This window comes from Moritella sp. 5, assembly GCF_018219455.1.
Lineage (GTDB): Bacteria > Pseudomonadota > Gammaproteobacteria > Enterobacterales > Moritellaceae > Moritella.
Genome location: NZ_CP056122.1, coordinates 2473625 through 2495441, shown reverse-complemented (window position 1 = coordinate 2495441; position 21817 = coordinate 2473625). Strand labels below are relative to the sequence as shown.

At 40.5% G+C, this 21817-nt stretch carries 19 protein-coding genes and 3 pseudogenes; 15 read left to right on the top strand and 7 right to left on the bottom strand.

Annotated elements, in window-relative coordinates; all coding sequences use genetic code 11:
* Positions 1-25 precede the first annotated feature (25 nt).
* Positions 26-1081, top strand: a complete 1056-nt coding sequence (locus HWV01_RS11275) for an alkene reductase (RefSeq protein ID WP_211675585.1) — start codon at positions 26-28, stop codon at positions 1079-1081.
* Between the two features lie 68 nt (positions 1082-1149).
* Here HWV01_RS11275 and HWV01_RS11270 read toward each other — a convergent pair whose 3' ends face one another.
* Complete coding sequence (locus HWV01_RS11270) at positions 1150-1962, bottom strand: AraC family transcriptional regulator (protein ID WP_211675584.1); 813 nt, start codon at positions 1960-1962, stop codon at positions 1150-1152.
* A gap of 166 nt (positions 1963-2128) precedes the next feature.
* On the opposite strand from HWV01_RS11270, the gene HWV01_RS11265 reads away from it, so the two are divergent.
* From HWV01_RS11265 to HWV01_RS11245, 5 genes are read left to right on the top strand one after another with little or no spacing between them, the layout of a single operon-like run.
* Positions 2129-2614, top strand: a complete 486-nt coding sequence (locus tag HWV01_RS11265; protein ID WP_211675583.1) for a YHS domain-containing (seleno)protein — start codon at positions 2129-2131, stop codon at positions 2612-2614.
* A 51-nt stretch (positions 2615-2665) separates the two neighbouring features.
* Positions 2666-2944 carry a DUF2282 domain-containing protein gene (locus tag HWV01_RS11260; RefSeq protein ID WP_211675582.1) on the top strand — a complete coding sequence of 93 codons (279 nt, stop codon included), beginning with the start codon at positions 2666-2668 and terminating at the stop codon, positions 2942-2944.
* Between the two features lie 17 nt (positions 2945-2961).
* Positions 2962-3867 (top strand): DUF692 family multinuclear iron-containing protein, encoded by a 906-nt coding sequence (locus tag HWV01_RS11255; RefSeq protein WP_249185531.1) that lies wholly within the window; start codon positions 2962-2964, stop codon positions 3865-3867.
* On the top strand, positions 3860-4642 hold the full coding sequence (locus HWV01_RS11250) for a DNA-binding domain-containing protein (protein WP_211675581.1): 783 nt from the start codon (positions 3860-3862) through the stop codon (positions 4640-4642). Before HWV01_RS11255 ends, HWV01_RS11250 begins: the two co-directional genes overlap by 8 nt.
* A gap of 2 nt (positions 4643-4644) precedes the next feature.
* A complete protein-coding gene (locus HWV01_RS11245) occupies positions 4645-5109 on the top strand; it encodes a DoxX family protein (protein WP_211675580.1) in 465 nt (154 codons plus the stop codon).
* Between the two features lie 159 nt (positions 5110-5268).
* Here the strand turns inward: HWV01_RS11245 and HWV01_RS11240 are convergent, their stop codons facing one another.
* Together HWV01_RS11240 and HWV01_RS11235 are read right to left on the bottom strand one after the other, a co-directional pair.
* A complete protein-coding gene (locus HWV01_RS11240) occupies positions 5269-6009 on the bottom strand; it encodes a DUF1566 domain-containing protein (protein WP_211675579.1) in 741 nt (246 codons plus the stop codon).
* A gap of 557 nt (positions 6010-6566) precedes the next feature.
* Positions 6567-6686 (bottom strand): annotated as a pseudogene (locus tag HWV01_RS11235) (type IV pilin protein); the annotation flags it as partial.
* Positions 6687-7272: 586 nt separating this feature from the next.
* Between HWV01_RS11235 and HWV01_RS11230 the strand changes: the two are divergent.
* Positions 7273-9000: a hypothetical protein gene (locus HWV01_RS11230; protein ID WP_211675578.1), complete on the top strand. Its 1728-nt coding sequence runs from the start codon at positions 7273-7275 to the stop codon at positions 8998-9000.
* A gap of 135 nt (positions 9001-9135) precedes the next feature.
* On the opposite strand, the gene HWV01_RS11225 is transcribed toward HWV01_RS11230, so the two are convergent.
* On the bottom strand, positions 9136-10875 hold the full coding sequence (locus HWV01_RS11225) for a bifunctional UDP-sugar hydrolase/5'-nucleotidase (protein WP_211675577.1): 1740 nt from the start codon (positions 10873-10875) through the stop codon (positions 9136-9138).
* Positions 10876-11259: 384 nt separating this feature from the next.
* On the opposite strand from HWV01_RS11225, the gene HWV01_RS11220 reads away from it, so the two are divergent.
* Complete coding sequence (locus HWV01_RS11220) at positions 11260-11625, top strand: phage tail protein (RefSeq protein WP_211675576.1); 366 nt, start codon at positions 11260-11262, stop codon at positions 11623-11625.
* Positions 11626-11640: 15 nt separating this feature from the next.
* Positions 11641-12759: a phage tail sheath family protein gene (locus HWV01_RS11215; RefSeq protein ID WP_211675574.1), complete on the top strand. Its 1119-nt coding sequence runs from the start codon at positions 11641-11643 to the stop codon at positions 12757-12759.
* Positions 12760-12860: 101 nt separating this feature from the next.
* On the opposite strand, the pseudogene HWV01_RS11210 reads toward HWV01_RS11215, so the two are convergent.
* Positions 12861-13082 (bottom strand): annotated as a pseudogene (locus tag HWV01_RS11210) (MFS sugar transporter); the annotation flags it as partial.
* A gap of 80 nt (positions 13083-13162) precedes the next feature.
* Here HWV01_RS11210 and HWV01_RS11205 point away from each other — a divergent pair.
* From HWV01_RS11205 to HWV01_RS11195, 3 genes and pseudogenes are all read left to right on the top strand, one after another.
* Positions 13163-13534, top strand: a pseudogene (locus HWV01_RS11205) (LysR substrate-binding domain-containing protein); the annotation flags it as partial.
* Positions 13535-13695: 161 nt separating this feature from the next.
* On the top strand, positions 13696-14151 hold the full coding sequence (locus HWV01_RS11200; RefSeq protein WP_211675573.1) for a carboxymuconolactone decarboxylase family protein: 456 nt from the start codon (positions 13696-13698) through the stop codon (positions 14149-14151).
* Positions 14152-14167: 16 nt separating this feature from the next.
* On the top strand, positions 14168-14971 hold the full coding sequence (locus tag HWV01_RS11195) for a helix-turn-helix domain-containing protein (RefSeq protein ID WP_211675571.1): 804 nt from the start codon (positions 14168-14170) through the stop codon (positions 14969-14971).
* A 171-nt stretch (positions 14972-15142) separates the two neighbouring features.
* Here the strand turns inward: HWV01_RS11195 and HWV01_RS11190 are convergent, their stop codons facing one another.
* Entirely contained in the window at positions 15143-15766 is a 624-nt protein-coding gene (locus HWV01_RS11190; RefSeq protein ID WP_211675569.1) for a bifunctional 2-polyprenyl-6-hydroxyphenol methylase/3-demethylubiquinol 3-O-methyltransferase UbiG, read from the bottom strand.
* A gap of 285 nt (positions 15767-16051) precedes the next feature.
* On the opposite strand from HWV01_RS11190, the gene HWV01_RS11185 reads away from it, so the two are divergent.
* The 3 genes from HWV01_RS11185 (at position 16052) to HWV01_RS11175 (ending at position 20404) form a co-directional block, all read left to right on the top strand.
* Positions 16052-16834 (top strand): phosphotransferase family protein, encoded by a 783-nt coding sequence (locus tag HWV01_RS11185; RefSeq protein WP_211675567.1) that lies wholly within the window; start codon positions 16052-16054, stop codon positions 16832-16834.
* A gap of 310 nt (positions 16835-17144) precedes the next feature.
* Positions 17145-18755: an ABC transporter ATP-binding protein gene (locus HWV01_RS11180; protein ID WP_211675565.1), complete on the top strand. Its 1611-nt coding sequence runs from the start codon at positions 17145-17147 to the stop codon at positions 18753-18755.
* Positions 18752-20404 (top strand): ABC transporter ATP-binding protein, encoded by a 1653-nt coding sequence (locus tag HWV01_RS11175; RefSeq protein WP_211675563.1) that lies wholly within the window; start codon positions 18752-18754, stop codon positions 20402-20404. Before HWV01_RS11180 ends, HWV01_RS11175 begins: the two co-directional genes overlap by 4 nt.
* A gap of 103 nt (positions 20405-20507) precedes the next feature.
* Here the strand turns inward: HWV01_RS11175 and HWV01_RS11170 are convergent, their stop codons facing one another.
* On the bottom strand, positions 20508-21767 hold the full coding sequence (locus HWV01_RS11170; protein ID WP_249185530.1) for a type II toxin-antitoxin system HipA family toxin: 1260 nt from the start codon (positions 21765-21767) through the stop codon (positions 20508-20510).
* Positions 21768-21817: the final 50 nt, after the last annotated feature.

Genomic DNA, 21817 nt, shown 5'->3' with positions numbered 1-21817 from the left:
GTACATTCAAGAAACGGGCATCGCTATGACTGACAATTTATTTCAAACTTATGTGCTTAATGAGACTCTATCTTTAAAAAATCGTATTATTATGGCTCCTCTGACTCGTTGTATGGCTGATGATGAGTTAGTTCCGACCCAAGATATGGCTGACTACTATGGCCGTCGCGGCGGAGCTGGTTTAATTATTTCTGAAGCCGTGATTATACGTCCTGACGGTCAAGGTTATCCAAATACTCCTGGTTTATTCACGCCAGCTCAAATTGATGGATGGAGAATGGTAACTGATGCTGTACATCAAAATGGTGGGAAAATATTTGCGCAACTTTGGCACACCGGTCGTGTAGCACACCCACATTTTTACCAAGCAATTACGGGGAACCGGGATGTAATAGCGCCTTCTGAAGTAGGTGTTGATGGTACTGTACCAAGAATGCGCGAGCTGATTTATCAAATACCGAAAGCTGTATCGATAGAAGAGATTGCTCAGCTTGTGAGTGACTATTCTCAAGCTGCGGCTAATGCTATAGACGCAGGTTTTGATGGTGTTGAAATACACGGAGCAAACGGTTATTTAATTGATCAGTTCTTACATCACGACAGTAACCACCGCAGTGATGAATATGGTCAGACACCTGAAAACATGTCTCGTTTCGCGCTGGAGGTTGTTGATGCAATCATTGCTCGTATTGGTAATGAGAGAACTGCACTGCGTGTATCGCCGGGTGCATACTTCAATATGACTGGTGACAGCCGTGACCGTACTGTGTTCGATTATCTAGTCCCTGAACTTGAGAAGCGTGATTTAGCCTTCTTACATATTGGTATTTTCGATGATTCGATGGAATTTGACTATTTAGGTGGTCGAGCATCAAGTTATGTTCGCAGCATTTATAACAAGACATTAGTGGGAGTGGGTAGCTTTACCGCTGAAGCTGGTAGCAAAGCGATTGCGGATGATAAATTTGATCTGCTGGCGATAGGTCGACCATTTATTGCCAACCCTGATTATGTCGAGCGTGTTCGAGATGGTAAGGAGTTAGTTGAATATTCAACTGAGATGCTGACGAGTCTAGTATAAGACTGATTGTCGATAGCAATAAATAATAAGAGGGTTAGCATTGTGCTAGCCCTTTTGTATTAAAACGTTTACTTGAACCATTGTTTAGGTGAAATACCGAGCTTTTTTCTAAATACACGCGCTAGCGCTGAGCCATTTTCATAGCCTACCGCATTAGCTACAACGGCCACAGGCTTGTTTTGAAGTAGCAGACTCTTAGCGACAACAATACGCCAATCAATTATATAGTCGCCAGGGCTTTGACCTACCGTACGCTTAAATATGTCGGCAAACTTTGATCGAGACATAAGCGCTAGTTCAGCCATCTCTTCTAATCCCCATTGTCGTTCAGGTGACTCGTGTATAGCCAATAACACTTTAGATATTTGCGGATGTGCTAATCCTGCGAGCAGACCATGCCGCATTATGTTGTTATCAATAACATGGCGTAGCACGTAAATAATAAAGATATCCGTCAACGAGTTAATCATTGGAAGTCGTCCGCTATCTTCGTTAAATGCCTCTTCAAATAACCATTGCGCGGTTTTCATCAGCGCTTCGTTTTCACTGAGTTTGAAGCACAGTAATCTTGGCAGGGCATTTGCGATAGGGTTCGCTGTATTTTCATTATAAACGATGCTAGCACAGACTAATTTAGGCGGATTTTCTTCACTAGAAATCACACGGTGCGCATGTTGTGTGGGGAAATACATCACTGTGGGCTCATTGATTAAATGTGAGGTTCCTTGCTCATCAATTATTGTGATCTCACCACTTTGCAATAGATGTAAATGACCTTTGTTTGGTTCTCGATTGAAATTAGAAATACCACAAAGATGACCGGTAAAAAACACTTCGGTATTCATTGAGAATCGTTGAAGAATGACTGATAACGGATCCATTATTACCTCATATAGGACTTTTTTGGACGATTGGGTTTAATGTTAGGACTATCTCATCCCTTTTGAATGATTGAAAGCACTATATTTACAACCAAGGAAAACAACCTTCGATTGCGTAACTGGTTAGCTGGTTAACATAAAATTTTCATAAAATACGGAGAATACTATGAAGTTTTCAACATTTGTAAAATCAACATTCATGACGACAGCACTTGTCGCTAGTAGCTTAACTTTTGCTGCAAACATTGAAGTAAATGCGAACAGTAATGATATCGCAATCAGTGGTTACGATACTGTTTCTTACTTTACAAAAGGTACGCCAACTAAAGGGTCGAACAATTTCACGGCCGCTTACAATGGCGCCATTTATCAGTTTTCATCTGCCAGTAACCGCGATTTATTCAAAGCAGATCCAAGTAAATATGCACCACAATATGGTGGTTTTTGCGCGATGGGTGTGGCATTGAATAAAAAATTAGATACCGATCCAACTGCTTGGCATATTCGTGGCGATAAATTGTACCTGAATTACAACAAGGCTGTTCAGAAAAAATGGAACACTGATATTCCTGGTTATATCGAAACAGCGCAAGTTAACTGGATTGATATTAAAGGATTAACTGAAGATCAAATCGAAAAAGTGTACGACTAATATTAAATCCTTGGAACGCACTAATGACGCTTTAACGATATAGGAACCATTATGAATAATAAATTAATAGCAAGTGCTGCATTAGCTGCTGTGATGTCTACAGGTGTTATAGCCTCTGCAGAAGCAGCAAGTAAAAAAGAAAAATGTTACGGCGTAGCGAAAGCGGGTCAAAACGATTGCGCGAACTTAGCCGGTACACATTCGTGTGCAGGGCAATCAAGCCTGAGTTATGACAAAGGTGAGTGGAAATTAGTCACAAAAGGTACCTGCTCAGAATTGGGGGGATTGTCTAAGAAGGAAGCCAAGCAGTTATATTTAGCATCTAAATAAGATTGAGGAGAATGTGTATGTCGGTAAATAGTAAAGAGATGTTGGCAAACAACAAGGATATATTAGTGGGCGTTGGATTAAGGCACCCACATTTTACCGACATATTAACTTCGGCTAAGCAAGTTGACTTTGTCGAAGTGCATTCAGAGAACTTCTTTGGACAAGGTGGCGCTGCTTTATCTGTCCTTAATCAAGTAAGAGAGGCCTATCCGGTTAGTTTGCATTCAACGTCTATGGGTCTTGGCTCGTTACAGGATATACCTACGAGTTATTTAACGCGTTTAAAGCAATTAACGCAAACCATCGATCCATTTCTAATGTCTGAACATGCTTGTTTTACGTGGGGACTATTACAAAATCAAATGCATGGGCAAGTGATACACAGCGGTGACTTATTACCGATAGCGCATACGCGTCATAATTTAAATCGAATGTGCGAGCAAATAGATAAAGTGCAATCGTACCTAGGACGTGAGCTAATTATTGAAAATGTGTCAGCTTATGTGAAATTTGATGAAAGTTATCTTTCTGAAGCTGAATTTCTAACGCAACTGTGTAAACAGACAGGCGCTAAAATACTGCTCGATATTAATAATATTGCGGTGAATAGCTTGAATTTTGAAGGTGGAAATATTCAGGAATCGGTCAATGATTATATAAATATCTTACCAGTAAATAGTGTCGCGCAAATACATCTCGCGGGTTGTAGTACGGTTCCTGATGGTCAAATGGTTATTGATGATCATGCGCGACCTGTTTCTGATGAAGTTTGGCAAGGGTATCGTCAAGCATTAGCACGCTTTGGTGCTGTGCCAACACTGGTTGAATGGGATTCAGATTTACCAGAGTGGTCAGTGTTAATTTCTGAAGCACAAAAAGCACGTGCTATAGCTAATACCGTATTGGGAGATAGCGATGAATGATATTTCTATCAATGAGCAGCAGCGTCTATTAGATGCTATTTGGAGTGATGCAGAATCAGGCGCAGATCTACATGGGTTTAGCGCTCAAGGTATCAGTATTTATCGTCGTAATTTGTTGGCCAATGCTGAACGCGCATTAAGGATAACTTTTCCTACAGTTTTTGAATTACTTGATTGTGATATTAGTACCTTCCTGGTCCAGAAGTTTCTAAAATCATCGCCACCAGTTCAAGGTGATTGGGGGCAATGGGGGCATGACTTTTCTGACTTTATCGCAACAACTGAAATTGGTGTGGATTATCCGTATCTGGCTAGTTGCACGGCTTTGGATTGGCATGTTCATTGTACGTTACATGGTCTGGATCAAACGTTAGATCAAGCGTCATTACAATTACTGGTTAATTGCGAACCCGAACATGTCTTTATTACATTTAACAACAATGTGAAATTGCTGAGCACAAGCTATCCAGTAGCTGACATTTTTGACGCACATAACCATGATGAGAAAGCGCAACGGGACATTTCGTTTAGTCGTGCTAAGCAGGCCTTATCGTCAGTGCTGGTGGAGCATACATTCATGGTTTACCGACCTGAATTTAAACCCCAAGTAACCAAGTTAACAGAGAGTGAAGGGCGCTTCACTTTATCTTTAATGTCGGGGAATTCGCTCGCTCAGTCGCTTGATACTGTTACCAATGATAGTGATTTTTCATTTCAAACCTGGCTGATTAGCGCTATAGAACATAATTTAATTCATTATTTTAAAGAGAGTTAACCATGGATACTTCAAATTCATTGCTGTTATCAGCAAATAAAATGTATCGACGTATTGTTGAAAAAGTAAGTGCGTTGGAGCCTGTTGCATTATTAGCAGCGCGTTTCTATGTCGGTTGGGCTTTCTTCTCATCCGGACTAACAAAACTAAACAACTGGGACAGTACGTTATTCCTATTTGAAGAGGAATATCACGTACCATTATTACCTTATGAACTGGCTGCCTATTTAGGGACTGCTGCTGAGATTATTTTACCCTTGTTATTGATGGCTGGATTAGCAAGTCGCTTCTCTGCATTGGGGTTATTTTTCGTTAATATTGTGGCCGTTATTAGCTTAGAAGATATTGCCGCTGCAGCTTACGCTCAGCATGTATTATGGGGAACTCTATTGCTGCAAGTTGTTATCTTCAGCGGAGGTCGTTTTACTTTCGATTATGTGGTTAAACGTAAGATAGATTTAACGTAATCAGCGGTAAGTACTCTGAAAGTAATCAGAAAAAGTATAGGGTGCTTATATCATCTACGGTGGCACTTATGCAGTAGTGCTACAGTAGATGTAAGGCCTACATCAATTATAAAACGACTTGCTGGGGCTGTATAGGCTTTGCAAGTCGTAGGCATGTGATCAGAATTTCATTTTACTGACCAATAAGCGTTTATTTTTTTTGTACCATAAAATGAGTAATAAGCTCGATATAAGTAACAGACCTGTTGCTGGCGCTGATACTGTTAAACCAACATCCCCATCAGTAACTGCCCAAGCATAATTGTCATTCCATTCATAGTCACTAACAATATCACCCCATCGCAAACTAAAATCCCAATATTCCGTTGGGCTTGATTTTGGTAAAGTACCATCCCAATAGTTATAGTTTTGCATGTTGATAAACATGTTCATATTGGCGACGCCTGCCGCATCTGTTGCCGAAGGGTCCAAGCCGTCTTCAGCATCCAAACCAAAATAATTGTAATACAAGTAACCTAGCTCACTTCCCGTACAGCCATCACCTGAAGTATGGCCATTACTGGGATCGGTATAATCACAATTAGGATCAAATAAATCACGAGTAAATAGACGCCAGTCATTTGTACCTTGAAATACTAACCCTGTTGCCCATGTATTTGCCTCTGCCCATGTCATCAGGCCATCAGCATCATAACCACTAGTTTGTGAGTAGTTAGCATCTTGTAACCAAGTAATGTCTTGAACATCGTCATATACTAGGCCATTTCCTCTATCAATTAATAATGCGTGAGACATGTTGGTAAAAAAAATCAGACACATAAAGATTAAAGCATGAATATTTATAGATTTATAAAATAGTTTCATCACTGTTGTTTCCCTTAAGGTTATTGGTTTTGTCACTATCGTTCTCCTTAATATAAAGTTGCCATTTTTTAACTGGTACTTTCATAGATGCATTAATTAATCCAACTTATTTATGTGTATGTTTATTAAAACCTTTCATATTTAATAAATAATGGCCTAACTAAGATGTGTTAAATTTTCTGACAACAGGAGTTTCGTAGGGAGAGTTCAATTCAAAACGTATGGCTCTAATGCTCAGTATGTTCGCCTCGATCATAAATATGCGCCTGATCAGTTTAAAAATAATATCTTAATTTCCGATGGTAGTGGCATAGAATATAGTTATTCATATGCCACAAGTGATATTTTAGTTCATGAATTGACTATGCTTACACAGGAAAAAGGGGGGCATTCATTCGAGAATATAAATGATTTTAAGGATAGTTTAAGAGGTTGGTCGAAACACTTCTCAGATATAATAGCTGAATACTACCAGTTTAAAACAACGGGTAAGTCCAATAGCACTAAGCTGCTAAGTCGATTTTTGGTTTAGAGGCCTTATTTTGTCATCATTTGTCTTAGCAATCATCATCTATAATTTCATAAATTGGTGGTGCATCTTTAGAAAACGATACAAATTTTGGCAACGCTGTAGCGGCCAGTATTCCAAGAATAACGATAACAATAACTAGCTCAATTAAAGTGAAGCCTTTACTAAGTATACTTCTTTTCATTGTTTAGAGCGTCTCCAGAAAGTAATCAATATCAGTGGTAACGGTTGAATAGTGCGTTAATATACAATAATTAAGGCTTCTAGGTAATAATATTTACTTCAAGTGCCTGTACCATCATAAATATACGCACATCTCCTGCGAATATGTGAAGACATCATCCTATATCCAGATATCCATTCGCCCTCTATTCTTGTTACAACAAAGCCGATAAGACCAGAAAACCATCGCTTAACATTATCAATTATGAAAATAATGGGTTAATGACTTAAACCGACTGAGACTAATTAACCTAAAACATACCTATCATTCAATTTAGTTAAATGCATCGATATTGGTTTAATATCAACATATTAAACCAATGAAACCCGATGACACATCCGTCCCCAAAGTAACTTAACAGGTCACCTTGGCAACAAAATAAAGGCAGGCGTGTAACATGTGAGCTTTAATGCCGCGCATTTTGTGATCAATATCTAAAAAAATATTCAATAAATGCGATAGCATTCAAATTAAATAACATCTCATTAACACTGATGACTATCAACATCAGTTACTTTGTCACAACATATAATGCTTGGAGGATCCGGTGCGAACTATATTTACGCTACTAATATCTGCATTTAATAAAGGCTTTACAGTTTTAGCTTTCACTATTTTATTTTCAACTGTCGCTGTTGCAGCTAGTTACATACCGACTATTGCAACTAGTCATATACCGCCTGCTGTCGATATAGTCACAAGCACAACTCATCACTTTAATTTCAGCGATAAAAAAGAAGTATCTTCGCTTTTTTCGGTAAAACCTAAAGGATTAACATTATTATCCGCTGTTGTTCAGAGTGAATCAGTGGAGGACCCAGATCAAGTTAAAGAGTACAGACTTGATAATATGACATTTTCTATCGCTGACGATGAATATGTCTTTAAGAATGCAACACCACAGAAAGTGAGTCAGATCACAGTAAATTATAATGATGGTATAACGAATGATAACGTTGCGTTATTAAGATTTGATACCGTTGTTAAACCCTTTAGCTCGGTTATATTTGAACTACCAGGGTTAGCACTCAGCAATATTAGTCATAATGACCAGATGAAGCTATTTTTACCTCAAGTCATCTTTCCACCCAAGGATAAGTCTTGTGATAGGGTACCAAGATATTGTTACCTGCCACCTAATCCAAAACAAAAAACAATATATAATACACACATAGTGATGTTGCACAATGCATTGAATACCGTTGCATTTCCCCCATTTATAACAAGAATAATTAATACATATTGCCCGTTTTTTAAGGAGTGTAAAAAGTATGGTACTCAACCCTTGTCATATGCATCACGTAATATGCTTTCATTAGGCGCTGAGGGTCATACGTTTAACATACGGGTATTGGCGGGCAATTATTTTTCAGCTGGCAGGGGTGGTGGTGATAGACCTTGGACTAATAATAAAAAAGCAGCGAACACCTCAGGTAAAGCGGCTGTTTACGAAGGTTATATTACAAAAGGTTCTGGGAGTTATAGACCCTATCATCAAAGAACCTATAATACGTTCTTTCATGAAACAAATCATGCATTTGGTTTTTCCCATGATTCAGCAATGACTTATGGGTTAGGTGTTCCGTATAGCCAAGTCTTTATTACTGAAAATTTTTCAGAAATAGATAGAACAACGATCGGTGAAGTAAACGTACCGTCTGTATTTGTGACAACGGAGCTTAACGCAAAAAATGAAATGACATTGGCATTTTATTATTTACCTGATGAAAAGGAATATGAACAGGTTTCACTTACGATGCTGGGATTATCACTTAATAGCGGTAGTATTGCTTATAAACTCGATCGTAAAGACAAGCCTGTTGATAATACCTTAGTGTTGCATTTTGATACATTACCCACCGCAACGACATATATTCGTACCCATAATACCGACACAAAATATTTATCGACCATTAAACTCTCTCCGAGTGAATTAGTGCCTGTTGTTACCTATAATATCGAAGGCAATGACTATGGTATTCTCGATGATAAAGAGTTACTTAATAAAGATTATGATGGTAGGCAGATCCGAAATCTTTGTACAAATATGGATGGGTTACTTGCAACGAAAGATGAATATCAACGTCTTTGGAGCGATTTAAAAAAGAATGATAAATTGAATCTTTTACAGGAACGCGTATTTTTATCGAGAGATGAACCATCGAATAATACTATATGGAAATTAGAGTTTAATGACGATGCAATGTTAGCGAGTCTGCATTCTATAAATGATAAACTAGGCACTGATAAATCTCTGGTTTGTGTTAATAATTGACCTATTGCGTATTTTAATAACGATGTTACGCAGTTAAAGCCTGCATTTGTTTGCAGGTTTTAACTGCTCCCTCGGCGTTGCGCATACAGTAGGTGATGGTTATGTCCAAGTATGGCTAGGAGGTAGAACCATCAATTATATGCTCACATTGGTTCCATACCACAACTGCTCACGTGAAGTCGATTTATAGTTTGTTTGGATAAAATCAATGAAGCAATCTGCCATCGAATATTGAGTAACAATCCCATCACCTTCCATCATGGTTAGTGCTTCATAACCTTCTTTACCTTTCATGGTATAAGCGGAAGAGGTTCCGTAATAAGTCATTTCATGATCGATATCGTTCCAACCATCTTCTTCCGTATAAATAGTAAGTTTAGCAATTCGCTCACCAAGGGGGCGTTCGGCATAATAGCTAAAATTCAGGTTATAGGTATAAGGGTAGCTTCCCGAGCCAGAGCCAAGAACGCCATTATTGGTGGCGTTGTTTATTGCACCCTCTAGTGCCTGTGCTATATATTTGCCTTTGATGCGATAAACACCAATGGGAACGGCAAAGGGAAGTAGCTTACCTGCAATATCACCAATTGAAATATTACCCCGATGTAAAGACGTTCTCACACCGCCAGCATTATGAATTGAAAAGTCGACTCGATGACCATTTTTATTCATCATATGAGCAAACGATTCGGCTACTAGCGGGGCAATAACACTGCCTCCCTTCTGATCAGGAATGCGGACATGTCGCATATCCTCTGCTAACTTAGCAATCACGGTATTTTGTAGCTTACGTACTCTAGGGATATATTTATCTTGTAGCAAGCTTTGTAGTATCGCATCTTTTTTACATACAACCACATTTTCATGTTGAGTGAGGTAGAGGCTCGCCTTTGCATGGATGTCATCATCATTGGTTGTTAACAGGCTTGCATCAAGACAAAGTCGGCGACCAATAAGCAGCTCATTTTTGCCTTTGAAAGTGCTAACCGAACCATCGGCTGCGAAATCGATCTCACAGTGACCAAGAGCCTGTGAATGAAGTCCAGCCTGAACAATATAAGTACCATTAACCTGATGTCCGTATTCAGATTCTTTTTTCAGCCCTAGGTCACTGAAATCGCCGAGAAGTGTGTGGCTATGACCGCCAACAATCAAGCTGATACCATCTACTTCTTTCGCTAATTCACAATCACCATCAAAACCAAGATGACTCACTAATATTATCTTATTAATACCTGACTTTCGGATAGCTCGAACGGTATTTTTGGCTGTTTCAAAGGCATTAATAAATGGTGTGTCCGGATCTACATTCGCGATATCGGCCATCTTATCCAATGATACCCCGAATATTGCTACGGGCTCGCCATCTACAACACGAGTCATCCAGCGTGCAGTCTGCTGATCTACCTGATAAGAGAATAAGTTTGAACGGCCGCTTAAATGATGAGACTTCGTTTTTATTTCGTTAGAAAGGTCCCAGTTACCAGCTAACAGTGGAAACTGAATACGATCTAAAAATGCAGCCACAGGTTCATTACCCATATCTAGCTCATGATTACCAATTGTCATCACATCAATACCCAGTGCATTGAGCATATCTGAGTTGGCCTTACCTTTAAACAGCGAAAAATAGAGCGTCCCCTGGAAGCAATCTCCAGCATGTACAAATATAAAATCTCGATTATTTTGCAGGGCAGCCGCTTTAAGTTGTTTAGCTCTGGTCGCTATACGGGAAAACCCGCCATTACTTACATAAGGCGATATACTTTTTCCCTCAATGTTAAGCTGTAACTGCAGTGACTGAGGTTCGAAGTAGGAGTGCGTGTCATTTATATGTGCGAGAGTTATTCTAACTGGCTTATTATTCTTTATCATTATTAACTAGACCTTTCTACATGTAACTCGGTAAATCACTGTTATTATTAATTTTAAATGTAAACTGCCTTATATGTTTTTTAATCTTAAAGTACAATCGCTTGCCACTAAGTGTTGCATGTTTCACTCAATGAACTACTACATTGTATAATTCGATAAAGTCATGATTATGAAAGACATGCTGTGTTCGCGATAAAAAGCAAGCCATGTGTGATGAGCATCGAAAAATAAAGCGTAATAATATCATAATCATCATCGACTTTGCTAATCTCTAGCTCTAACGGATTAGATTTCGCTGCTAAAAGCAGCTTGCTTTAGCCTTATAGACTTCGCCCTCACAATATTTTTTTAATCCCGTAACCCTGACTAATTTAAGGAGGCATTATGGCGAACACCGTAGCCGGTTTAGATATTAAATACGAAACAATGGAGTACAAAGATGGCACTGGAGGCATATTCCGCATGCCAGGTCAGTTCAAAGAGGCTAATATCACTCTATCTAAAGGTCGATTCAAAGGTAAAAACACCCTGTTTGAATGGTTGAGCACTATTTCACTTCATGCGGTTGATAAGCGTGACCTATTGATCAGCTTGACTGACGAAACGGGTGGTGAACTGCTGGCTTCTTGGAGTGTCTTTAACGCTTTCCCTACGAGTCTAACAGCCCCTTCTTTTGATGCCACAAGTAATGACATTGTCGTACAGGAAATTGCCCTGATTGCGGACCGCATTACTTATATTGCTCACTAATTGTAAAGGTTTATCATGACAACGACATATCCAGGTGTTTACATTAAAGAACAGAACCAACTGAGCCCATCAGTATCACACTACAATACAGCGGTACCAGCTTTTGCTATTGACGTTGAAGCACAAACTTTATTGGGTATTGATAAGGCTAAACGTATCGATAACTATATGGACTATCAAAAACTGCTGACAAATCGGCGTTTAAGTCACGATATTGAAAGCCAAAAAACAATCACGAAAGATAAGGGGATGAATCAGCTCAATAACTGCATGCGTACCTATTTTGACAACGGCGGCGGTTATTGCTACTTGATCCAAACAGACCAGTTAGTAACAGAAGTGCTAAAGCATGATGATATTACTTTATTGGTTGCTGCCGGTCAGAACCTGGCTGCCGCTGCAAACATTCTTGCGCAAGGTAACAACCTGTTTGCGATCCTAGATGGTCCGAAGTCAGAGATCGATACCCGCTACAAATTAACAGAAGGGATAGATGGTTGGCATAATATGGGGGGCTCTCAATATGCTGCGGCGTATTATCCTTGGTTAACTGCGGATTGGACTGTCGATGATATTCCACCGAGTGCGGCTATCGCCGGTGCATATTGTAAAAATGACCGTAAAGTGGGGGTATGGAAAGCGCCTGCTAATATTGCTTTAGTTGGAGTTATTCCTAAGTATAAAGTCTCTGATATAGTGGAAAGCGCTTTTATCAAGGAAGATAGCGAGGCTCTGAATATGATCCGCCGATTCAATAACGGTCCGTCGATTATTTGGGGCGCGCGCACGCTAAAAGGTTCAGAACAGTACCGTTATGTACCAGTGCGCCGTCTGTTTAACAGCGTAGAAAAAGACATTAAAGATGCGATCAAAGTTGTGATGTTTGAGCCTAACAGTCAACGAACGTGGGACGCCGTACGTACTTCTGTCACTAACTACCTCACCAGACTATGGGGTAATGGCGCGTTGATGGGAACAACACCAGAGGACGCATTCTTTGTTCAAGTGGGTAAAAATATCACCATGGATCAGGCTGATATCAAGCAAGGAAAAATGATTGTTAAAGTGGGAATGGCAGCGGCTCGTCCTGCTGAATTTATTATTCTGAAATTTACTCAAAATGTTGCTCAATAATACTGAGTGTTAATAAGAGGAAGACTGAATCTTCCTCTCTTTTTACTCCCACACTTCATAAAGGCTTAATGAGCACATCAATTTAAGTGCCATCAAGATCATCACGGTGTTCTTGGTGTAGAGCGGTTGTGTTCGATGTTTTCATCACGTAGTGCTTTCTTATCTAGCTTGCCACTCAAACGGGTTAATACAAGAGCAACGAGCACAATGACTGCGCCTACCCAAGGAGTGTGCATTAAGCCTGCTTCGGCAACGATAAGACCACCACCCCAAGAGCCAAGTGCAATACCCACGTTAAAGGCGGCGATGTTTAAACCACGCGCGATAATTAACGTATCGTAGCCTGGAGCTTGCCAAGCGAGTAGGTTACTATGTAGGGGATAAGTGAATGCTGACCCGTTCTGATTATTTATCTCGGCGAGGTATTCCCAAGCAGACAAGCGACCTTTTTACTCATGAAACGATTGGGTTTTCTGGCCCCAAAATATTAAACCATTGGCCGCTAAAAGGTTTTAAAACATTAGAACCGACCTTTACCGCAAGTAATGGTGAAACAGTTCGGAAACTGACGTTAGCGGGGAACGGAATTGCCTGTTTGTCGGGCTTTATGGTGAAAAAAGATATTGAAGAGGGGCGTTTAGTCGCATTATTGGAACCTGAAAAATTGTCTCATACTGGCAGAGAACAGATCAACGCGGTGTTCTATCAGTCTTCTTCAGTAGCAAAACGTATTTCTGCGTTTATCGACTTTATCCAACCTAAGCTGTCTTTATAAGTTAAAGCGTCTACTCATTCATAATATAAGCTACAGAAGTTATTTGGAAGCAGTTAACAATATTACTTAGCCACAACATCACCTTTTTCGGCGATGTCGAAAATATTCAATAAATAAGACCGTATATTATTTATTCTTGTATTTTTAAGAGAGGTATTATTATGAACTATAGAATTAATTATTATGCGGTATCACCAAAATTAATGACTATTTTATTAAGACAAGAAAGGTGTCTCCAGCAACAATTTAGTCTGTCATCAACCTTGTCGATTGCAATATGGGAACTTGTTAAACTGCGTGTATCTCAGATTAACCAGTGTGCATTTTGCATCGATATGCACAGTAAAGATGCATTAAAGCAAGGTGAGTCTGCTGAACGTCTCATTGGATTATCAGCTTGGCAAGATACACTCTTGTATACTGAATCTGAACAGAGCGCTTTACATTGGGCTGAATGTATCACATCAGGACAGCCGGTATCAGACCAACTGTATCAAAGAACTTTAGATATATTTGGTGAGCAAGGTCTAGTTGATTTGACCTTGGCTGTCAATGCCATAAACAGCTGGAATCGTATTGCTAAAGCTTTTAAACCAGAAGTCGGTTTTTCAAGCTAAAAGGAGCTTTTAAGATTTGAAATCATCGCTAGAATTCAAATTAATTCAGCCTAAAGGGCTGCTGTCGCCTTACATTCAAGGGATATGGTCTGCGTCAGTTCATGGACCTGAAGCCTGCGACCATTGGTTACATGGTGATGCATGCAGTGGTATAATATTTAATCTTGGATCTACGATTAAACTTGGAGATAATATTTTCCCTACGGGGGTGATAGTATTACCTGTCAGTAAGTTTGCCCAGAAAATTTCTCTTCCACCGAGATCTAAATTGGTCGGGATGCGTTTTCATCCTGCAATCGGGGCTGGTGTACTTGGGAAGCGTTACGACGAACCGAAAATAGTAACTACTGATAACAAAATGACATTAGCGCTACAAGATTTAAGAGAATCTCTTGCATCGAACCATGGTCACTTCGCATGTATCACAACATTATATCGCTGGTTGATCGATAGGTTAGATTTGTCATGTCCTATTCCTATTGAATTAGCCCACGCACTTAAAGCTATAGAACAGTCTCAAACACCTACACAATTTTGCAATGATATTACGATTAGTCAGCGCCAGATTGAACGTCAGTTCCAAAAATGGTTAGGGTTAACGCCTAAGCACTATCAACGTATTTTACGCGTGAAATCTGTGATAAATGTACTTCGTGAAATCCCTGATAGTGGCCTTGCCGATTTGGCTCTAAGCCATGGTTTTAGCGATCAATCACATATGACGCGAGAATGTAAAAAAATAGCCAAAATAACGCCTAAGGTATTTACAAAGCGAGTGCGTTTACAAATGGAGAGCCTAACACATCTCTTCCAAAAGTGAGTTAGAGTGCTTCTTAACTCATAATATGTTTACTTATTTTGTAAATTAGAGCTCAATATATCAGACTTAAAAACTAACAGGCAGTGAATGATACTGCCTGTTTTTTGATATAGGCTTAGTACGATAACGTTAAGCAGAATTCCCCTAGGTAGTTGGAAACCTAACTGTTTTTTACTTATTATCAGGTTTTTGCGCCGTAATCCACAAGAGTGTTTCATTGCAGATTGTATGATATTCCTGAGCCTCAATTGTAAATCCGATACGTTGTAAATCACAAAATAACTCAGCGGGTTTCTTGTGGCTGTAATAAAACTCAGTATCCATGAATTTGATATAACCGCTAAACTCTTCAACCCCAGTAGCTTCCTTCGTTGCATAAGTAAATAGAAGTTTTCCTTTGGGTTTTAACCACTTAAATATTTCGGAAAAAAGATCGACATGAAGTTCAGATGGAATGTGAAAAAGGCTATACGTTGCTGTTACTGCATCAAACTCATTTGACTTAAATTTTACATCACTGATATCACTTCTAACAGCCTTCATTTTAGGCGCATACTTTGAAGCTAACTCGAGCATACGTTCAGAAAAATCGACACCTGTAACTTGCCAGTCATTATCTATAAAATAGCTGGCAACAGGCTCTCCAGCACCACAACCAAGATCAAGTAATTTTCCACTCTTAGACGCTAAATTAGAATAAAACGAGTTGAGGATGTCAGATATATCAAAAGCCCCTCTATTTACGTCATAAGTATCTGCAAAACTATTATATGTTTCCCGTAAAGAATTATTCATATTGCTCTCATATTTTGTGCTAACGTTTGTGGAGTAAGACGTCTCGATTCAAACCCTGGTTGCCATCTTAGCAAGATAGCAACCTCCTCAATAACTGTTATCCAGTGCAATTTCCTTTGAAAGGTATTTTACACTCTCATAGGGTACCCCTTAGTGAATACCTTGTAAATTGTGAAACGTTATAAATAAATTAAAGAAATGTAATGACTTATTGTCTTAGCTATGTATTTTATAAATAAACTGCGATTTACATTATACGGCGTCCCGTTTACTAAGAGTCATTCTATGAAACAGAAAGAATTATCCCAAATGGGGGAAGCACAGGTGTATTTAACTGAATATCAAGGTGTTCAGTGTATTCAAAAAATAAATGCGACTTCTATTGAAGTGGATTTCTATAAATTAGTCGCTCCAAAATTACGGACTATTGGTGTTGGTATTCCTGAACTATTTTATAGCCAAGGGCGTGACTTGTTCATTGAATATATACCTAACCCGCTTACTCTTACGGAATTAACTCAAACTTCTGAGATGTATGAACAGCTATTGCTTGTCCATAATTGTAATGATCCTTACCAAATTCCGATAAAGCAACATAAATGGGACATAAATCAAAGTGATTCAGCTCTACTTGCTTTAAACCTCCCTAAAAGTTGCGAGAATCTATTCCATTACATGCAAAAGAAAAGCGCCATATTATTCGAATCAGAACATTATATTTCAGGCGATACGAACAGTGGTAATTGGGGTAGGCGTAACGATGGCAGCATTGTATTGTTTGATTGGGAAAGGTTCGGGAAAGGTAGCCCTGCTATTGATTTAGCCCCATTGGTACAAGATATGGGGAATTATACTGAGTATTCAACAATTGTAGAATGTTATCTAAAGAATAACAGTAACCACGATGGTTCAGAGTTATTTGAACAGCTAATTATTGCTAAAGCGTGGTTTGTTATTGAGGTTGTTAATTTGTTGATAGAAAGGCGTCACCCGGAAACGAGTAAATGTATTGATTGGTATAACAAAAATATACCGTCTTGGTTAAGTGAGATGGAACATGCCATATAGCATATAAGAATAGGTGCAACCAAATACCCTGATATATTGATGCCCATGTTGTCATGCCCAGTAAATTATCAACACTTTGATTTATATCGCTAACTTTTCTATACAACCGGAAATACTAATTGCTAATTCTAATAATATTGCTCATATTATGAGCATTACTACAAGATTAAAACGTAGGCTCGATTATCGAACATATTATTTACGACTTAAAACCTGATTACGGCATCCAAAGCACCAGTGGTGAGAGCCTTATACGCTCAACATATCAATCCCACACCTTTTTTCACTACCTCAATAAGTTGGGAAGAGTATGATAAACAAAATCAGCCAACATTATCTCACACCTGCGCTGATGCCAGCGTTACAACCATCAATCGCCAAGCTAATGCTGGGTACCTTTGCTGAAGTGGTCGCTGCACTTGCAAAAATCGGTGCACTATTGTGCTTAATACAATTAATTGACGACCTCTCGAGTAAATGGATCTTCAGTGCAATCGGACTTTGGATCGTTAGTGCCGCCGTCTCTTCATTAGCATCCTGGTGGGTTCATGAAGCTGAATCCCAATTTTCCTCTCAACTACGCCGTCAAGTGGTTCAGCATCTGGCTAGGTTACCAAGCAAAACCGTCTCTCGATATGGTGAGAATCAACTTCGTCGCTTGGCTTCGGAGGACATTAATACACTGCACCATATGATTGCACACTTACCGTCTGAATTTGTCACGTTTATGTTGGTGCCATTAGCGTCCATTCTCATCATGTTGAGTTTGGCAGGGCCAATTGCGCTTTTAGCCCTTATCCCTGGTCTTATCGCCTCACTTTACTATCTGGTGTTTCTACCCAAGTATGCGGCCAAATATGGCACTGAACGCATGAACATTATGGGTGAGATTGTTACTGCAGTGAACGACTACACAAGGGGCATCCGAGTCAACCGTATTTATGGTACTCAATCGGGCGCCATTGCCAATTATCGACATGCCACGCAACGCTTTACAGACGGTATAGTAAAGTGGGTGAGCAATGTTGCACTTGCTGCTGCGGTTTCTGTCGCGCTGCTACAAGCGGTCGCCACTTTAGCTATCGCTTACACGATTTCCTATGAGTTAAGTCCTGCGGCCATGGCTTCGGTTTTCTTTTTTGGCCTTGCCATCGTGACCCCCGTGCTAAAGTTGGGCCACGGCTTAGACTATGTAACGGCAGGTAAAAACGCCGCAAAACACATCAGCAACTTTTTACAAGAAAGCACCATCGCTTCAGGCCAAGTCAAGCGAGAGAGTAAATCAGACTCGTTACATGCCGAACACATCAAGGTTATCACCGAGCAAAAAACGATCATCAACGATCTTTCTTACTCTTTTCTTCCGGGCTCTTTTACAGCCATTATGGGCCCGAGTGGCGTTGGTAAAAGTACTTTTTTACGTATCTTATCCGGTTACGAACAGCCTTCATCAGGGACCGTTACCCTAGGTCATGATGATATATCAGACCTTGATGAAGTATCGCGACATAATGCAATACGCTACGTACCCCAAAACACAGGTGTTTTGAAAACAACGGTGCGAGAGAATCTGCAATTGGCTACACCAGATGCGACTGACGATACGTTTCGCGATGCACTGAGCCGCGCCCAGTTGATTATTGATCTTGCAGCGGACGCATCCTCTCTCTCAGGCGGGCAACAACAACGCATCTCGCTTGCTAACGTGTTCTTAAGTAACGCCAACATAATCTTACTTGACGAGCCTACTAGCGCCCTTGATAAGGAAACTGCGTTGCTTGTGATGCAAAACTTGCGTTCACTGGCTCACCAACAAGGTAAAACCATTATTGTAGTAACCCATGACTCTGACCTCGCTCAGCAAACAGATTTTACGCTGACATTAACTCGAAACGCTGACAAACAGGACGAAGAAGTATGACGAACAACAGCACTAATTCCGCTAGTAACGTACTTCCAGAACAGGCAAAACGTCGGCTGTTCCTTGTTGGCACTGGTTGGGTTCTCGTTGCCGTACTGGAAGCTGCAGCCTACACTGTTTTGGCCCTATCCATAGTTGAACAGCAAACACCTATGTATGTTTTGGTGGCCGCGGCTGCTGCAATCTTGGCAACTGTGATAGTCACTCGATCTGGATTTTTGTCCGGAGCAAAACTTACTGGTGATCTCTATTCAGCGCTTGGTAAAGCACTTAGCCAAGCAAAGCTAGCTTGGTTTACCGACCATCACAGAACGCAAACAACTCAACTGGCAGAGCGTGGCATTCCTGGTTTTATGAGCATACCAGCTCACCAACTGCAAACCTTCCTACACGCGCCACTCCTACCTTTATTTCTGGTGGTTGGAATTGGTCTAGTTGGTGGTTTAACCATAGCGGCGCTGAGTGCAGCATTACTCGCAAGCGCGTTATTCATTCAATATAAAGCGCAATTGGCACTGATCCATACCGATAGCGATCGACACAGCGCAGATGTGAATGCCACCAAATACACACTCGAACTGATCGACCACCTCGATCTACTGCGCGCGACCGCGGGTCCAAAGCGGGCAGTTGAACGAATTGAAGCAAGTTGGACTAAGCAAGAAAAAGTTCACAAAGGCATCAACCGAGCCGCATCTAAAACCACATTTGTATCGACGCTCGCAACAATTTTACCGCTGGCAGGTATGGCGACTTACTTGGTTGTCTCTAGTACAACAGAGCCACTATTGATTTTATCGCTTTTGATACTCATCACTAGAGCAGCAGCGCCTTTGGGCGAGTTAGCATTGGCTGGGTTTGCGATTAATGATGTGCGCGCGGCGATTAAAGACTATATTCATTTATCCACGGTACCAAGCTTGCCAGAGCCTAAACCGGAAAATGCTCAGCAGCCAAATCATCACAAATTACAGTTACATAATGTTGGCTGCTCAGACATTTTTATTGGTGCAAACGCAGAAATTTTAGAAGGCGCGAAAGTTGTGATTAATGGACCAAGTGGCGGTGGTAAGAGTACTCTGTTAGGTTTGCTGATGCGATTTGATGACCCTACGCAAGGTCAAATTACTCTGGGTGGTGTCGATATAAAACAAACCCGTTACGACGTGCTCACTCAATATTTTTCTTACGTTGCACAAGATCCTATTGTTTTCACTGGGACTTTGGCAGACAACATCCGCTTAGGTAAACCCGATGCGAGCGATGAAGAAATCGAGCTATGTGCAAGGCATGCTCAGTTAAGTGAGGTAATAGATCGTTCTGAATTAGGTATTCATCAACTTATTGGGCAAAAAGGTGCAGCGTTATCCGGTGGCGAGAAACAAAGGTTGGCTATTGCACGCGCTCTAATCAAGCAAGCACCTATACTGATTTTTGACGAAGCCACGTCGGCACTTGATGATGCTACCGAGAGACTTATCGCAGAACATGTTCATTCTCTAAAAGCGACAGTAATTGTGGTAACACACAGAGAAGCAAGTATCTGGCAACCGACAATGGAATTTAATATACAAAGCCAAACTGTCACCCATCAGTTACACAATACTAAGTCCAAGCCGAGCAAAACGATTGCATCGGAACCAGCATAGTACGATTTTGTTTCAAAAGAGGTCACACATGATTGTTTACATTTAGTGTGAAGGGCTTAAAAGGTGCAACCAAATATTCTGGTCGCACCTTTGTGATTAATTGCTAAATATTAAGCCTTAGGTTTGACTCGACTTCATCTATTAACGATAGCGGGACAGCTTGTTCGGTAGCGAGTGTACGCCACGTAGATACATGCTGTGTGATATCGTCGATGGTTTCGTCTATGAGTTTTTTAGTAAATAGGGGACTTAGTGTACTCAGGCTATAGAAATCACTACGCTCAAAATTATCACGCTTACCGTTGAGAGTCATCCAATGACAACTGACCCAGTCGCTATCTGGCTTGTATGAGTATGCAATGTCGTAAGCCGGAGAAAGAGACCAGGTACCGGCATCACTCATCATAAATCCAAAGTTCTTTGAGTGGTCGTCATGGTTACGCGATACGATATTAAAGATTAAGCGTCTTAATAGCTGCATAGCCTCTGGCGCTTTCAATCTTAGTTGTCGGACGACTCCAAACAATTCCTCATACGAGTATGAGCCCGCTTGCTTGTAGCTAACATGTGCCATTGCGTTTAGGGTCTGCACATGTACGCGCTTGTTTCCGATTCTATCGAAACGTTGGGTGATAAAGTGGCGACGATCACCTTCGTTCAATAGTTGAGTTGGCATCATATCAATACCGCAAAGCTTATTTGCCATGAGATAATACGTATATTCCATCGCGCCGTAACCTAGTGGGTCACCAAATGTCTCTTTGTTCTTGTTATGCTCACTGACACCATCAAATTTCATTAAGTAATGGGTAAATCCGTCTGGGACTTCAACTTGGCCGGATCTAACTTCGCTAAAACTCTCGTTAAATGCCAAAACTGCTTTAGGTCTGGCACCACCGGCGCTCATTCCGACAGACATAAGTTCTAACATGGCGTCTTTGTTTTCACGGCCAGCATGATCAAGTTCAACGCCAAAGTCTTGTCTCTCAGAGAGAATGTTTTGAGCGACAGAAACCAGAGACTTGATCTCTATCTCTTGCGACTTATTGAAAGAGTTACCGTATTTCTTTGGCGGAGAATAAGACAATGCACCCATTCCTCTCGCTCCCGTATACTTTAAACGTTCAAGCGGGGTTATTTCACTGGGTAATCGTCCGTTTCGAGCTACCCAAGCATTGAGGACTGTATTACCGAAATCATCTGGTAAAGAGTCAGCCAAAAGCCCCGAAAGACCTTTAAAAGTAGCATGATCGATTGATGGGAATGAATAAATTTTCTTAGAGAGTGGCATCATTAGGGGAGATAGTTCAATCCCACTAGAAATGAAGCTAGGATCGTACTCAAACGCGCTTTGCTTTGTCACTGGGTCGTAGCTGGCAGCGCCGACAGCAAGGTCGTTGTAACTGACCTCAA

Coding starts and splice junctions, on each gene's coding strand:
- HWV01_RS11180 (WP_211675565.1), top strand. CDS start 17,145: ATGATAAACAAAATCAGCCAACATTATCTCACACCTGCGCTGATGCCA.
- HWV01_RS11220 (WP_211675576.1), top strand. CDS start 11,260: ATGGCGAACACCGTAGCCGGTTTAGATATTAAATACGAAACAATGGAG.
- HWV01_RS11270 (WP_211675584.1), bottom strand. CDS start 1,962: ATGGATCCGTTATCAGTCATTCTTCAACGATTCTCAATGAATACCGAA.
- HWV01_RS11275 (WP_211675585.1), top strand. CDS start 26: ATGACTGACAATTTATTTCAAACTTATGTGCTTAATGAGACTCTATCT.
- HWV01_RS11185 (WP_211675567.1), top strand. CDS start 16,052: ATGAAACAGAAAGAATTATCCCAAATGGGGGAAGCACAGGTGTATTTA.
- HWV01_RS11255 (WP_249185531.1), top strand. CDS start 2,962: ATGTCGGTAAATAGTAAAGAGATGTTGGCAAACAACAAGGATATATTA.
- HWV01_RS11200 (WP_211675573.1), top strand. CDS start 13,696: ATGAACTATAGAATTAATTATTATGCGGTATCACCAAAATTAATGACT.
- HWV01_RS11250 (WP_211675581.1), top strand. CDS start 3,860: ATGAATGATATTTCTATCAATGAGCAGCAGCGTCTATTAGATGCTATT.
- HWV01_RS11265 (WP_211675583.1), top strand. CDS start 2,129: ATGAAGTTTTCAACATTTGTAAAATCAACATTCATGACGACAGCACTT.
- HWV01_RS11225 (WP_211675577.1), bottom strand. CDS start 10,875: ATGATAAAGAATAATAAGCCAGTTAGAATAACTCTCGCACATATAAAT.
- HWV01_RS11215 (WP_211675574.1), top strand. CDS start 11,641: ATGACAACGACATATCCAGGTGTTTACATTAAAGAACAGAACCAACTG.
- HWV01_RS11245 (WP_211675580.1), top strand. CDS start 4,645: ATGGATACTTCAAATTCATTGCTGTTATCAGCAAATAAAATGTATCGA.
- HWV01_RS11260 (WP_211675582.1), top strand. CDS start 2,666: ATGAATAATAAATTAATAGCAAGTGCTGCATTAGCTGCTGTGATGTCT.
- HWV01_RS11175 (WP_211675563.1), top strand. CDS start 18,752: ATGACGAACAACAGCACTAATTCCGCTAGTAACGTACTTCCAGAACAG.
- HWV01_RS11190 (WP_211675569.1), bottom strand. CDS start 15,766: ATGAATAATTCTTTACGGGAAACATATAATAGTTTTGCAGATACTTAT.